Source organism: Sphingobium sp. B2D3A (assembly GCF_025961795.1).
Taxonomy (GTDB): domain Bacteria; phylum Pseudomonadota; class Alphaproteobacteria; order Sphingomonadales; family Sphingomonadaceae; genus Sphingobium.
Window position 1 is genome coordinate 1,784,666 of the sequence record NZ_JAOQOI010000001.1, and the last position, 12,819, is coordinate 1,797,484.

Sequence of the window (12,819 nt, forward strand, 5' to 3'; positions counted from 1 at the left end):
ATTTGCATCAACAAGTTCTGCGCCCCGCCTCAAGATTAAGTTCCCCAAAACTGGCTCAATGCAGGCTCAGCGGCACTCAGGGAAAACCGGGGCCGGAACAATCGCCGGAGAGGAGCCGCGAGGTCAGGCCGAGAAGGGGACCGCGACAATGAGCGACAGACTAGGAAAGACATACGGATATTTCATGGCGGGTGCGGCGATGGCCGCGCTGATGACCAGCGCAGGTTTCGCGCAGGAAGCGCCTGCGGATAGCGCGAGCGCACATGATGGCGACGAGATCGTCATCACCGCCTCCAAGGTGGATGTGAGCCTGCAGCGCGCCAACCTCTCGGTGTCCGCCGTGACCGCAGAGACGCTGAGCATGGCCAACGTCACGGATGTGACCGGCCTCAACGGCTCGGTGCCCGGCCTCGTGGTCGCCAAGAGCGGCGGCGCCGAGCGCATCATCACCATCCGCGGCATCGGCTCGGAAACGCCGGAGAACACGAACACTCAGCCGGGCGTCTCCTATCATGTCGATGGCGTCTACATCTTCAACTCCATCGCCGCCAATGCGGCGTTTATCGACGTCGCCCAGGTCGAGGTGCTGCGCGGCCCGCAGGGCACGACCTTCGGTCAGGGCTCGACGGGCGGCACGATCAACGTCGTGTCCCGCCAGCCTGTGCTGGGCGAATCCAGCGCGAACGGCGAGATCGGCATCGGCAACTACAACATGCTGAAGATGAATGCCGGCGTGAACGTGCCGCTGGGCGATACGCTCGCCCTGCGCGTCGCCGGGCAGCACCAGAAGCATGACGGTTATGCCGTGGCGACTGATGTCGTGGGCTTCGGCCAATATGAACTGGATGACGCCAATGAGACCGGCTGGAAGGCGGCCCTGCTCTGGGAGCCGACTGACAGCATCTCGGTCAGCCTGAACACCATTCAGTACCGCAGCAATACCCATGGCACGGCGCAGAAGAACGTGCTCGATCCCGAGACCGATCCGCGGCGCCTCACGCAGGATTATCCCGGTCGGTCGGTGGTGAACACGGAGCTTTACTACGGTGTGGTTGCTTTCGACGCCGGCTTCGCGACAGTGAAGTCGATCACCAGCTACCAGAAGGTCCACAGCGAGCAGAGCTGGGATGCGGACGGCCTGACGGCCGACCTCTTCGAGGCACTGACCTACAGCCCGCTCACCTTTGGCGGCACCCGCTACGACCACGTGGCCATGTGGGAGAGCAACACCAAGAGCTGGACGCAGGAGTTCAATATCTCCTCCACGCACGAGGGGCCGTTCCAGTGGATCGCTGGTGCGGTGTATCTGCAGTCGACCAACGACCAGTATATTCTCGAATATCGCGGCAGTGACGACAATCTCGTTCCGCCTGTCCTGCCGGTTACCACACCCTATAACGACCCGCTGGTCGGCAATCTCACTTATGCGGAACTGTCGTCGATCAAGCGTGAAGCCTGGGCGGCCTACGTGCAGGGCACATACGACTTCTCGTCGCAGCTCAGCCTCACGGCAGGCATCCGTTACAACAGCGACAAATATAGCGGTCAGGGAGCCAGCAACAGCGACACCGCAAGCTACACGTCCGGCGCCTTTCTCCAGCCGACCCCCACGGACGGCCTGAGCACGACGGAATGGACAGGCAAGGTGGCGCTGGACTTCAAGATCACGCCGGAAAATCTGCTCTACGCCAGCTTCACCCGTGGCTTCAAACCGGGCGGCATCAACAGTTCGGCTGCAGGAGGCAACAGCTCCTCGTCGCTGGGCTTTGCGACCGGCATTCAACCGACCTACAAGCCCGAGACGGTGAATTCGTTCGAGATCGGTTCCAAGAACCGCTTCTTCAACAATGCTCTGACCTTCAACGCCTCCGCTTTCTATTATGACTACAGCAACATGCAGTTCCTCGACGAGGATGCGATCCTGTATGGCGAAGGTACGGCCAACGCCCCCGGCGCGCATATCTACGGACTGGAGCTGGAAGGGGCATGGGCGGTCACCAGCAAGCTGAAGATCGACGGATCCGCCTCCTTCCTGCGCGGCAAGTTCGACGAGGATTATCTCGCCCTCGATCCGGTGAAGGCCGACGAAGCGCAGACGGCGGCGGGCTATCCCGACTGGCTGTTCTGGAGCAACTTCTACCCCGCCGTGCTGGCGCGTGAAGCGGCTCGCGAGAATATCAACGGCAACCGGGTGCCCAAGCTGCCCAAGTTCCAGGGCTCGATTGCGGTCACCTACACCGATCAGCTCGGGGCCGGCGAACTTACGGCGCGGGCGCAATATCTCTATCGCGGCCAGTTCTTCTATCGTGTGTTCAACGACGATTTCTACGACAAGACGCCGTCCTACGACACGGTCAACCTGTTCGTGAAATATGCGCTGGACGATGCGCCGGTGTACTTCAGCGCTTCGGTTACCAATGTGTTCGATACGACCGGCGTGAACTCGCGCTTCTCCGACCCTTACGGCAGCTCGCAAGGATTCGAGACGTACATCGCGCCCCGGCAGGCGATCTTCTCGGTCGGCTTCAACTTCTGATCACCACTGGCACTGCCTTATAAGGGCAGGCTGACACAGCGGCGCTCTTCTTCTCGGGGAAGGGCGCCGCTCCTGTTTGGCGGTGTGCGCTGTGGCTAGGTGGGATTAGGCGGGCGTCATTCCGGACCTTCACTTTCTCCCCTTGAGGGAGAAGGATACGGAGCCTTGCCGCCGATAGGCGGCTAGGCGCAGTTGGATGAGGGGTGGCGGATCGTTGATCCGCGCGATCCAGCGGATCGCTGACCCCTCTCCCAGCTTCGACTAAGGCAGCACGCTGCCAAGTCTGCGCATCCCTCTCCCTCAAGGGGAGAGGGTTTAACAATGTCGGCTTTCCCCTCCCATGCCACCTAGCCGCTCTGCGCACCGATCATAGGAAGTTGTTCGGCCAGATCATCGTGCGCCACATGTGCGCGGTGGGTGAGCGATCGAAGCCCAGGCCTTCTTCTGGCTCCCGGAAGTGCCGCCCGATGATGTCGGTAAACTCTTCGGGATCGATCGGCGGAGACTGGTCGAAGAAGTAATAATCGTAGATCGTGACTAGCCGCGAGCTCATGTACCATTTGTGGTTGCGGGCATATTCGGCATCGCGCTGGATATATTCGGGCGGAACATAGTCCGGCCCGAAGAAGCGATCATAGCTCTCCGGATATTCATATCCCACCGACTCATCCGCGAAATAGCGGAGCGGCTGGTGATATTGCACGGCCCAGGCGATCTCCTCGGAGACATAAGGCGCAATCATCTGCGCGCCCCAATAGCCGTGGTCGGCGCGCACGAAGCAGCCATTGGAGATGTCGTGCAGCAAGCAGGCAAGGACGATCTTCTCTTCCTGCCCATCATCCAGCGCGCGCTTGGCGCTGGTCAGCAGATGGCGGATGGCAATATCGTTGAAGCGATATTTGAAGAAATCCATCAGCTTGGGCTGTTTCGGCATGCGCGGCAGCGCGGGGTTGTCGCCCATCATGAAGACGTGATTCTCGTCCATCTGCCGGATGAGGTCCGGCTCCGGGTCAGGCATGCCGGTGCCGATCCTGCCCACCGGGGCAGGCACGATCATGCGGGTGCGGCCTTCCTGGGGCCAGGGATGGTCATCGCACATCAGGTCTCTCCATATTCAATCGCGGTAGCGCTCATAAGGAACGATTATCACCTTTATGCGGGCATGAATGATCTTAATGCACCGAAATTTTCAGATTATAGGGTGAATATGGGCAAACGGAGCACTGGACGCGGTCGATTACGCCACATTGAGCGGCAGCCCCGGACTGTCCTTGACGACGTCCAGCGCAAAGGTGGTGCGCATGTCGCGCACGCCCGGCAGTTTGAGGAGCACGCGCTGGGCCAGTTCGGCATAGGCATCCATATCCGGCGCCAGCACTTTCAACAGGAAATCGAACTGCCCGGCCGTAATGACGCAACTCACGATCGCCGGCTCGTTCAGCACGGCCTGCTTGAACTGTTCGATAATCGAGGAACTGGAGGAGCCCTTGGCAGCGCCGCTGGGCGTCTGGGGTACTTTCACCTCTACATAGGCAAGGATGCCAAGGCCCACCCGCTTGCGATCGACGATCGCTGTATAGCCGGTGATGATGCCCTCTTCCTCCAGCCGCCGCACATGGCGCAGGCACGGGCTGGGCGACATGCCGACGCGCTCCGCGAGGGCCAGATTGGTGATGCGGCCGTCCTGCTGCAGTTCGTGGAGAAGCTTCAGGTCGGTGCGGGAAAGATCCGTCATGCGCTGGTGCCGTTCGCTCGCGATGATGAGTGGTCGCCCGACCTATCATCGCTTCGCTGGCGTGAACATGGCTGGCATGAGGTGGCCGCGCTCGACTTGCAAAGTCGAGTTGGCACCCAGCGCGGTTTGAAGGGAAATATGACGATAAAATAGCTAAAGTTATCAAGCAAAAATGCCAAAATATTGACATTTCGGGCAATCGGCACCATCTAATATCCGCTAACGTCGCACCTCGACGGATTTTGATGCCATTGCAGCGGATTCTTCCTTTGATACTTCGGCCAGCGCCACCGGAGCACGCGTTTCGGTGGGTTTCTTATGTAAAAGGAATGATCCCATGCCCATTGGCACAGTAAAATTCTTCAACGCCGACAAAGGCTATGGCTTCATCGCGCCCGACGATGGCGGTGAGGATAGCTTCGTCCATATCAGCGCGGTCGAGCAAGCCGGTATGCACACGCTCGACAAGAATCAGCGCGTGAAGTTCGAGATCACGACCGACCAGCGCGGCCGCGCCTCGGCGACGCAGCTCGAAGAAGCCTGAGCAGCACGCTCGCCCCTGGCTGGCTCGTCCAGTCGGGGGTGTGCCTCGCAAGGATTTCTCGCAAGGATTTCCGGGCGGGGCAGGGGAGACGGCAAAACGCCAGTCTTCCCATCAGAGTTCACGCTGGGGCCGCCGCGGCCCCCGCGCACAGCCGGCAAGGAGCGTGCAATGTCAGCGACCAGTGATTTCTATCTCGCCCGCGCGGCGGAAAGTGCCGATGCCGCCAGCAAGGCCGATCTGGCCAATGTCCGCGAGCGCTGCCTGCGCGCAGAGGCCGCCTGGCAGCAGATGGCCGACCGTCTTATCGAGATCGAGCGCAAGAAGCGTCAGGCCGCCGCTTAAGCGGATCGGACTTGTCTATCAAAACGGCGTGGCTTGCGGGTCACGCCGTTTTTCGTGCTGATTTTCGCGATGTGATTGTGTCCGCCGCCCGATTAATCTCAGGCCGACGGCGAAATTAAATGGTCGGGGAGAGAGGATTCGAACCTCCGGCCCCTGCCTCCCGAAGACAGTGCTCTACCAGGCTGAGCTACTCCCCGACCGGGCCGACGCTTGAAGCGCCGGCAAGACAGGCGCTGCCCTATAGTCAGGGGTTGGCGTGCTGGCAAGCGCTGCATCGAGAAATCGTCAAACAGCGCGGTAACCGTTGGCTGCGGGATCGTTTGGTCGCGCTTATCAGGGTGGCAGATGGCATGTGCTGGCGCTCGCGCGGCGGCGCGGTTAAGCTCGATCCATGCTTTCATCTGCCTCCCTCGCCGAGTCTGCGCCGCCAACAAGCGCTTTGCCCCATTATGAGCAGCAATATCTCGATCTGATGCGGCATATCTGGAACGCGGGCGATGAACGGGTGGACCGCACCGGCGTGGGCACGCGGTCGATTTTCGGGGCGACCATGCGATTCTCGCTCGCCGGTGACGCCGTGCCTCTGCTGACGACCAAGCGCGTCTACTGGAAGGTCGCCGCGCGGGAGATGCTGTGGTTTCTCTCGGGGGACACCAGCATCCGCCCTCTGGTGGCACAGGGCGTCCATATCTGGACCGACTGGCCGCTGGATCGCTACCGGCGCGAAACCGGCGACATGATCTCCATGGAGGATTTCGAGGCGCGCATTCTGGCAGATGATGACTTCGCGCAGGCGTGGGGCAATCTGGGCCCGGTCTACGGCCGGCAGTGGGTCAACTGGCCGCATTATGAGCTGGCGCCGGAGGCCGGGGAGGGGCTCTATCGCCGCGCGGCGACGGGTCACAACCAGATCGCGACGCTTGTCGATGCCATTCGCAACAATCCCGGCTCGCGCAGGCTGCTCTTCACTGGCTGGAATGTCGATGAGCTGGAGGGCATGGCCCTGCCGCCCTGCCATATGACCTATCAGTTCCATGTCTCGAACGGGCGCCTCAACGGCCTTTTGTTCCAGCGCAGCTGCGACCTGGGGCTCGGCTTTTCCTTCAACATCTTCGGGCTGGCGCTGCTGACGCGGATGCTGGCGCTGCAGTGCGATCTGGAGGCCGGCGAGATCGTCTGGCAGGGCGGGGACGTCCATCTCTATCTCAATCACGCCGATCTGGTCGAAGAGCAGCTGTCGCGGAGGCCGTCCGGAGCGCCCAAGCTGAAAATCCTGCGCAGACCGAACACCATCTTCGCGCATCGCATCGAGGACTTCGTGGTCGAGGACTATGCGCCGCAACGCGGCATCGCTGCCCCGGTCGCGGTCTAAGGGGCTTGTCGGTGCCGCTGGAGGAGCAAAATCTGGCCACAGAGCACGGCGCGGGCGATCAGCCCTCCGCCGAGCGCTTTGACCGCAGCACCTGGGAGCGCAACCGGCTGGTTGCCTCGATCGCGTTGTTCGCGGGGCTGGGCGTGTTGCTGGCCCTGCCGTTCGTGCTTCGCGCCGGCGGTGCTTTCTTTCTTCCCCTCACGGTCGCGCTGGTGATCGCAATTTGCCTCGTGCCCTTCCTCGAGTGGCTCGAGCGGCGGCGCATCCCGTCGCCGCTGGCCGCGCTGATCGCGCTCGTGTCCTTCCTGTTCGCTGTGAATGCCGCGCTGGTGCTCATCGTGGTGCCGGCGGTCGACTGGATCGCCCAGCTTCCCGAGCGGATCGGCCAGATCAAGACGACGCTGGAGCCGGTCATCCGCCTCTATACCGAGGCGCAGGGTTTCATCGACGGGCTGCTCAAGCTGGTCACGGAAACCCGCAGGGCGCCGATGGTGCCCGGCGAGGTGCCGCGCCCCGGCTCGCTACTGGACATGCTGACCACCGCCGCGCCGAGTGTGGTCATCAATGTCGTGTTCGGGCTGCTGGTGATCTTCTTCTTCCTCTCCGGCTGGACGCGCATGCGCCGGCGGACGATTCAGGGGCGGGGCAGCTTCTCGGGCGCGCTGACCATTGCCCGGGTGATCCAGAACGTCGTCGATGCCACGTCGCGTTATGTGCTCACCATCGCGCTCATCAATGTGCTGCTGGGCTTCACCGTCGCCATCGCGCTCAGCCTGTTCGGGATGCCCACGCCGTTCATGTGGGGCGGATTCGTCGCGCTGCTCAACTTCATTCCCTATTTCGGCCCCTTCGTGGCGGCGATCCTGCTGGCGATGGGCGGGCTGATGACCTTTTCCACGGTCGGCTGGGCGCTGATGCCGGCGATCATCATGACCGGGCTGCACCTTATCGAGGCGAATGTCGTGACGCCGCTGGTGCTCGGCGAGCGCCTGAAGCTCAGTCCGCTGATGATTCTCGTCTCGCTGAGCTTCTGGACGTGGGTGTGGGGCACGGCAGGCGCGCTGCTGGCGGTGCCGCTGTTGATCATCATCCAGACGGTGCTGGCGGCAGCCGGTAAGCCGGATATCGCCGGTTTCCTGTTCGAGTCCGGAACGCTCACCAGCGTGCCATCGGACCCGCAGGAAGAATATCGCAATTGATCGCGCGAAGCGTGTTGACAGGGCCGGCGCCCTCTTATACCTGCGCCCTCCTCAGCCAAGCGCGGGTGTAGCTCAGTTGGTTAGAGTGCCGGCCTGTCACGCCGGAGGTCGCGGGTTCGAGCCCCGTCACTCGCGCCATTTTCTTCAATGAAGAGAATGGCATCGCGCTGGCTTCCCCCTCCTTAACGGAGCGGGATAAGCCCCTGGAAAATGGATTTGGAACTGGCGCTCAGGCGCGCCAGCGGCCCGTCTCCATCCACACCAGGATGGGCCGGGTCGGGAAGATCCAGATGATCCCCACGATCACATAGAAGACGAGTTGAAGGGCGCCGGGCCAGCGCGCGATCTGCTCCGAGAAGGAGCCGATGATGGCGGCCCAGACGGCGATGATGCCGAGGATGGCAAACATGCCCGCCGGCTTGCGCCAGCTCGGTTGCGGCGCGTCGTTCACGCGGCCTCTCCCTCGATGACGCTCTGCTCGGTGAACAGCATGTGCAGGGGCACGTCCCACGGCTGGATGGGCAGCGCATCGACCATCTGGCAGCTCCACGCCATCCCGATTCGCAGCGCGTTGGGCAGCTTGGCGAAAGCGCGGTCATAATAGCCCGCACCATGGCCGATGCGATTGAGCGAGGGATCGAACCCGACGAGCGGCGTCAGCACCACGTCCGGCGTGACCGTGGCGGCCTGCGGGGCGGGCTGGGGGATGCGGAGCTGACCCGGCACCAATATGTCGTCCGGCGACCAATCGGCAAATTCCATGTCCTCGGCCGTGGTCTTGCCGAGCCGTGGCAGGCACAGCTTGAAGCCGCGCTCGTGGAGGAAGTCGATCAGCGCTTCGGTCGGCGCTTCCGAGCCCATGGCCCGGTAGATGGCGACCCGCGAGCCCGGCGGCATGCGGGCGAGCACGGGGGAAGGGAGAACCCGGAAGGCCAGCGTGCGCACCGAAGGCGGCAGGCCGGCGACAAAGGCGGAGCGCCGGGCGAGCAAAGAGGAGCGCAGTTTGGCGCGATCAGTATCGGTCATTCTTTGGGTCCTGTCCGAGATGCCGGCGGGGTGACGGGACCGCCATGGCCGTTTGCCGGAAAATCCTCTGACGCCTCAACGTCAGGTGGGGACCATGTAGTTCGGACCTGGGTCCGGCCAGGGACAGCCCCCTTGGATGTGATTATCGCCTCAGGGATGTTCGCTAATGCGCGCACCGGGCAGTACCCGTCCCGCCTTACTTAGGCGTTGGACAGCTGGGCTGCAAGGCTGTCGCCCAAGGCTTCGATCCGCTGGGCCAGCGCATCGAGCGCATCCAAGGTCGCGGATTCATCCTCCGGCTCGGCTGGTGGTGGCGGCGCGGCTGCCGGGGCGGGGGCCTTGTCGGTGAGGGAATCGGCCAGCAACAGGCCCGCGAACAGCAGTTGCCGCACCTCCGTCAGCCCGGGACTGCCGCTGCTGACCTGCTGGACCCGCTCGGACATCAATGCGGCCAGCTCGTGCAGGCGCGCTTCCTCGCCATCCCGGCAGTGCACTGCATATTGCCGCCCGCCGACCATGATTCGTACTTCTGCCATAGATCAGGCTTCGCTCCTGGCCTTTTGAAGATCGCCAATGAGCGCATCGAGCGATTTCAGCGCTGCAATCGCCTTGTCGCGCGAGAAGGGGTCGATATCCACCGGCGGTCCATCGTCCTCGATGCTGCCGGCCGCGAGCTGCGCCTCGATTTCCTGCGCACGCGCCTCGGTCAATTCCCGCGCCAGTCCCTCGGCGCGCGTCACGGCGCGTTCCAGCCGCTCGATCGCCTGCATCATCGCCTTGCTTGCCATGAGCGAACCCTTATCACGCTCCCGAGCGAATGCAAAAACTCGTTGCGCAGCTGCGGATTGAGCGTGACGGTGCCAGAATCACCGTGCCTTTGAGGCTGTGGGGCGCCCCGCAGGTTGACGCTCGGGCCGCTAGACGACATGGAGACCGCGCGGCGACTCATGGCCCGTTCTCTCGGCGCCGGCGCGGCCGTTCATCGACCATCTTCGGTCCTTGATCGCTCTGGAGCAACACGCCTGCGGGCCAGATAAAGAAGAAGGGGCGCTCGCCCATGTCAGTCACCGAAAAGCGGCTCGCCGACGCCATTCGCGTCCTTTCCATGGACGGCGTGCAGGCCGCCAATAGCGGCCACCCAGGCATGCCGATGGGCATGGCCGATGTCGCGACGGTGCTCTTCAAGGATTATCTGAAGTTCGATCCGAGTGCGCCAGGCTGGCACGACCGTGACCGCTTCGTGCTCTCGGCCGGCCATGGCTCCATGCTGATCTATTCGCTGCTGCACCTGTCCGGCTATGCCAGACCGACCATGGCGGACATTCGCAATTTCCGCCAGATGGGCAGCCCCTGCGCAGGTCACCCCGAGAATTTCGAACTGGCGGGCGTTGAAGCCACCACCGGTCCGCTGGGTCAGGGGCTGGCCATGGCCGTCGGCATGGCAATGGCCGAGCGGCATCTCAATGCGACCTTCGGCGATCCGCTGGTCGATCACCGCACCTGGGTGATCGCGGGCGATGGCTGCCTGATGGAAGGCATCAACCACGAAGCAATTGGTCTTGCCGGTCATCTGGGCCTCGGGCGCCTGAATGTGCTGTGGGACGATAACAAGATCACCATCGACGGCGCTGTCAGCCTCTCCTCCAGCGAGGATGTCCTGGCCCGTTATGCCGCGACCGGCTGGCACGTGACGGCCTGCGACGGCCATGATTTCGGCGATATCCGCCGGGCGATGGATGAGGCCATGGCCGATCCGCGGCCCTCACTCATCGCCTGTCGTACCCGCATCGGCCAGGGCGCGCCCAACAAGGCCGGCTCGCACAAGGTGCACGGATCGCCCCTGGGTGAGGATGAAATCACGGCGACCCGCGAGGCGCTGGGCTGGGATCTGCCGCCGTTCGAGCTGCCCGATGATGTGAAGGCCGCCTGGGCAGAAACCGGCACGCGCGGCAAGAAGGCTCATGCCGATTGGCAGGGCCGCCTTACAAGCCATTCTGACAAGGATGAATTCGAGCGGCGCATGGCGGGCAAGCTGCCGGCCGGCTTCTCCATCCAGTCCTATCTCGATGGCCTGATCGCCCAGCCCAAGAAGGTCGCGACGCGTAAGGCGAGCGAGATGGCGCTCGATGCGATCAACGTGCAGCTGCCCGAGATGTTCGGCGGCTCGGCGGACCTGACCGGCTCCAACCTGACCCAGTCCAAGGACCAGAAGGTCGCTTTCAGCCGCGACGATTACAGCGGTCGCTATGTCTATTACGGCATCCGCGAGTTCGGCATGTCCGCCGCGATGAATGGCATCGCGCTCCATGGCGGCATGATCCCCTATGGGGGCACCTTCCTCGTCTTCTCCGATTATGCGCGCAATGCCATCCGCATGTCCGCTTTGCAGCGGCTGCGCGTGGTCTATGTCATGACGCATGACAGCATTGGCCTGGGCGAAGATGGCCCCACCCACCAGCCCATCGAGCATGTGATGTCGCTGCGGATGATCCCCAATCTTGAGGTCTTCCGTCCCGCCGACACCATTGAGACAGCCGAGTGCTGGGCGCTTGCCTTGCAGCAGGAGTCCACACCGTCCTTGCTGGCGCTCAGCCGCCAGAACCTGCCGCAATTGCGCACCGACGCTTCTGAAAATCTCTGTGCCAAGGGGGCCTACACCCTCGTGACCAGCGGTACCGCGCCCAAGGTGGTGCTGATCGCCACGGGATCGGAAGTGGAGATCGCCGTGAACGCAGCCAAGCTGCTGGAAGCGCAGGGGGTCGCCACCAATGTCGTCTCCATGCCCAGCATGTCGCGCTTCCTGGCGCAGGAAGAGGGCTACCGGGCTTCGGTGCTGCCGCAGGGCGCGCTGCGTGTCTCGATCGAGGCCGGCACCACCTTCGGCTGGGCGACGATTACGGGAACCGATGGCATCAATATCGGTATCGACAGCTTCGGCCTCTCGGCGCCGGCGCAGGAAATTTACGATCATTTCGGGCTGAACGCCCAGAGTGTCGCGGCACGGGTTTCCGCCGCGCTGGTTTGACTTTGAGCTAAGGAGTGCAGGACATGGCGATCAAGGTAGCAATCAACGGGTTCGGACGGATCGGGCGCCTCGTCGCGCGCGCGCTGCTGGAGCGCACCGATCATGATTTCGAGCTGGTCGCGATCAACGACCTCGGCGATGCCAAGTCGAACGCGCTGCTGTTCAAGCGGGACAGCGTGCATGGCAATTGGAAGGGCGAGGTCTCGGTCGACGGCGACAGCCTCGTCGTGGACGGCAAGCGCATCAAGGTGACGGCGGAGCGTGACCCCGCCAATCTGCCGCACGCCGAGCTCGGCGTGGTGATCGCGCTCGAATGCACCGGCATCTTCGCGGACAAAGCCAAGGCCAGCGCCCACCTGACCGCCGGCGCCAAGCGCGTCGTCATTTCCGCGCCCGCTACGGGCGTCGACAAGACCATCGTGTTCGGCGTGAACCACGATGCGCTGACCGCCGACGACATCGTCATCTCCAACGCGAGCTGCACCACCAACTGCCTCGCGCCGCTCGCCAAGGTGCTGAACGACGCGGTCGGCATCGAGAGCGGCTTCATGACGACGATCCACAGCTACACCAACGATCAGAACACGCTGGACCAGATCCACAAGGACATGCGCCGCGCCCGTGCCGCTGCGCTCTCCATGATCCCGACCACGACGGGCGCCGCCCGCGCCGTGGGCGAGGTCCTGCCGGAGCTCAAGGGCAAGCTGGACGGTTCCTCGGTGCGCGTGCCGACGCCGAACGTGTCGGTCGTCGACCTCAAGTTCATCGCCAAGCGTGACACGACGAAGGAAGAGGTCAACAGCCTGCTCAAGGCTGCTGCCGACAACGGCCCGCTCAAGGGCGTGCTGGGCTATTCGGATGAGCCGCTGGTCTCCATCGACTATAATGGCGATCCGCGCAGCTCCACCGTCGACAGCCTCGAGACGGCGGTCATCGACGGCAAGCTCGTGCGCGTGCTGAGCTGGTACGACAATGAGTGGGGCTTCTCGAACCGCATGATCGACACCAGCAAGGTTGTTGCTGGCCTGATCTGAGGATTG

13 protein-coding genes and 2 tRNA genes are annotated in these 12,819 nt (G+C 63.1%); 8 read left to right on the plus strand and 7 right to left on the minus strand.

Annotated features, from left to right (window positions below):
- The first annotated feature begins 148 nt into the window (after positions 1–148).
- A complete protein-coding gene (locus M2337_RS08305; protein ID WP_264569839.1) occupies positions 149–2,536 on the plus strand; it encodes a TonB-dependent receptor in 2,388 nt (795 codons plus the stop codon).
- Positions 2,537–2,903: 367 nt separating this feature from the next.
- Here the strand turns inward: M2337_RS08305 and M2337_RS08310 are convergent, their stop codons facing one another.
- Positions 2,904–3,635: an HD domain-containing protein gene (locus M2337_RS08310; RefSeq protein WP_264569840.1), complete on the minus strand. Its 732-nt coding sequence runs from the start codon at positions 3,633–3,635 to the stop codon at positions 2,904–2,906.
- A gap of 138 nt (positions 3,636–3,773) precedes the next feature.
- A complete protein-coding gene (locus M2337_RS08315) occupies positions 3,774–4,271 on the minus strand; it encodes an Lrp/AsnC family transcriptional regulator (protein ID WP_264569841.1) in 498 nt (165 codons plus the stop codon).
- Between the two features lie 337 nt (positions 4,272–4,608).
- On the opposite strand from M2337_RS08315, the gene M2337_RS08320 reads away from it, so the two are divergent.
- Positions 4,609–4,815: a cold-shock protein gene (locus M2337_RS08320; protein ID WP_181559162.1), complete on the plus strand. Its 207-nt coding sequence runs from the start codon at positions 4,609–4,611 to the stop codon at positions 4,813–4,815.
- Positions 4,816–4,983: 168 nt separating this feature from the next.
- Positions 4,984–5,157, plus strand: a complete 174-nt coding sequence (locus M2337_RS08325) for a hypothetical protein (protein WP_181559163.1) — start codon at positions 4,984–4,986, stop codon at positions 5,155–5,157.
- Between the two features lie 120 nt (positions 5,158–5,277).
- Here M2337_RS08325 and M2337_RS08330 read toward each other — a convergent pair.
- Positions 5,278–5,354 (minus strand) — tRNA-Pro (locus M2337_RS08330).
- Between the two features lie 194 nt (positions 5,355–5,548).
- On the opposite strand from M2337_RS08330, the gene thyA reads away from it, so the two are divergent.
- The 3 genes from thyA to M2337_RS08345 all read left to right on the plus strand — a co-directional run bounded on the left by thyA (position 5,549) and on the right by M2337_RS08345 (position 7,866).
- Positions 5,549–6,529 carry a thymidylate synthase gene (gene thyA / locus M2337_RS08335; RefSeq protein WP_264569842.1) on the plus strand — a complete coding sequence of 327 codons (981 nt, stop codon included), beginning with the start codon at positions 5,549–5,551 and terminating at the stop codon, positions 6,527–6,529.
- Between the two features lie 107 nt (positions 6,530–6,636).
- Complete coding sequence (locus M2337_RS08340) at positions 6,637–7,728, plus strand: AI-2E family transporter (protein ID WP_264572212.1); 1,092 nt, start codon at positions 6,637–6,639, stop codon at positions 7,726–7,728.
- A gap of 61 nt (positions 7,729–7,789) precedes the next feature.
- Positions 7,790–7,866 (plus strand) — tRNA-Asp (locus M2337_RS08345).
- Positions 7,867–7,957: 91 nt separating this feature from the next.
- Here M2337_RS08345 and M2337_RS08350 read toward each other — a convergent pair.
- The 4 genes from M2337_RS08350 to M2337_RS08365 all read right to left on the minus strand — a co-directional run bounded on the left by M2337_RS08350 (position 7,958) and on the right by M2337_RS08365 (position 9,542).
- A complete protein-coding gene (locus tag M2337_RS08350) occupies positions 7,958–8,179 on the minus strand; it encodes a DUF2842 domain-containing protein (RefSeq protein WP_264569843.1) in 222 nt (73 codons plus the stop codon).
- Entirely contained in the window at positions 8,176–8,754 is a 579-nt protein-coding gene (locus M2337_RS08355) for a 5-formyltetrahydrofolate cyclo-ligase (protein ID WP_264569844.1), read from the minus strand. The genes M2337_RS08350 and M2337_RS08355 overlap by 4 nt, the downstream gene beginning before the upstream one ends.
- Before the next feature lie 200 nt (positions 8,755–8,954).
- Positions 8,955–9,290 (minus strand): cell division protein ZapA, encoded by a 336-nt coding sequence (locus M2337_RS08360; protein ID WP_264569845.1) that lies wholly within the window; start codon positions 9,288–9,290, stop codon positions 8,955–8,957.
- Between the two features lie 3 nt (positions 9,291–9,293).
- The gene (locus M2337_RS08365; protein ID WP_181559167.1) at positions 9,294–9,542 is read right to left on the minus strand and encodes a hypothetical protein; all 249 of its coding nucleotides are present in this window, start codon (positions 9,540–9,542) and stop codon (positions 9,294–9,296) included.
- 269 nt (positions 9,543–9,811) lie between these two features.
- On the opposite strand from M2337_RS08365, the gene tkt reads away from it, so the two are divergent.
- Entirely contained in the window at positions 9,812–11,779 is a 1,968-nt protein-coding gene (gene tkt / locus M2337_RS08370) for a transketolase (RefSeq protein WP_264569846.1), read from the plus strand.
- A 23-nt stretch (positions 11,780–11,802) separates the two neighbouring features.
- Positions 11,803–12,813: a type I glyceraldehyde-3-phosphate dehydrogenase gene (gene gap, locus M2337_RS08375; RefSeq protein ID WP_181559169.1), complete on the plus strand. Its 1,011-nt coding sequence runs from the start codon at positions 11,803–11,805 to the stop codon at positions 12,811–12,813.
- Positions 12,814–12,819: the final 6 nt, after the last annotated feature.

Coding starts and splice junctions, on each gene's coding strand:
- M2337_RS08305 (WP_264569839.1), top strand. CDS start 149: ATGAGCGACAGACTAGGAAAGACATACGGATATTTCATGGCGGGTGCG.
- M2337_RS08310 (WP_264569840.1), bottom strand. CDS start 3,635: ATGTGCGATGACCATCCCTGGCCCCAGGAAGGCCGCACCCGCATGATC.
- M2337_RS08315 (WP_264569841.1), bottom strand. CDS start 4,271: ATGACGGATCTTTCCCGCACCGACCTGAAGCTTCTCCACGAACTGCAG.
- M2337_RS08320 (WP_181559162.1), top strand. CDS start 4,609: ATGCCCATTGGCACAGTAAAATTCTTCAACGCCGACAAAGGCTATGGC.
- M2337_RS08325 (WP_181559163.1), top strand. CDS start 4,984: ATGTCAGCGACCAGTGATTTCTATCTCGCCCGCGCGGCGGAAAGTGCC.
- thyA (WP_264569842.1), top strand. CDS start 5,549: ATGCTTTCATCTGCCTCCCTCGCCGAGTCTGCGCCGCCAACAAGCGCT.
- M2337_RS08355 (WP_264569844.1), bottom strand. CDS start 8,754: ATGACCGATACTGATCGCGCCAAACTGCGCTCCTCTTTGCTCGCCCGG.
- M2337_RS08360 (WP_264569845.1), bottom strand. CDS start 9,290: ATGGCAGAAGTACGAATCATGGTCGGCGGGCGGCAATATGCAGTGCAC.
- M2337_RS08365 (WP_181559167.1), bottom strand. CDS start 9,542: ATGGCAAGCAAGGCGATGATGCAGGCGATCGAGCGGCTGGAACGCGCC.
- tkt (WP_264569846.1), top strand. CDS start 9,812: ATGTCAGTCACCGAAAAGCGGCTCGCCGACGCCATTCGCGTCCTTTCC.
- gap (WP_181559169.1), top strand. CDS start 11,803: ATGGCGATCAAGGTAGCAATCAACGGGTTCGGACGGATCGGGCGCCTC.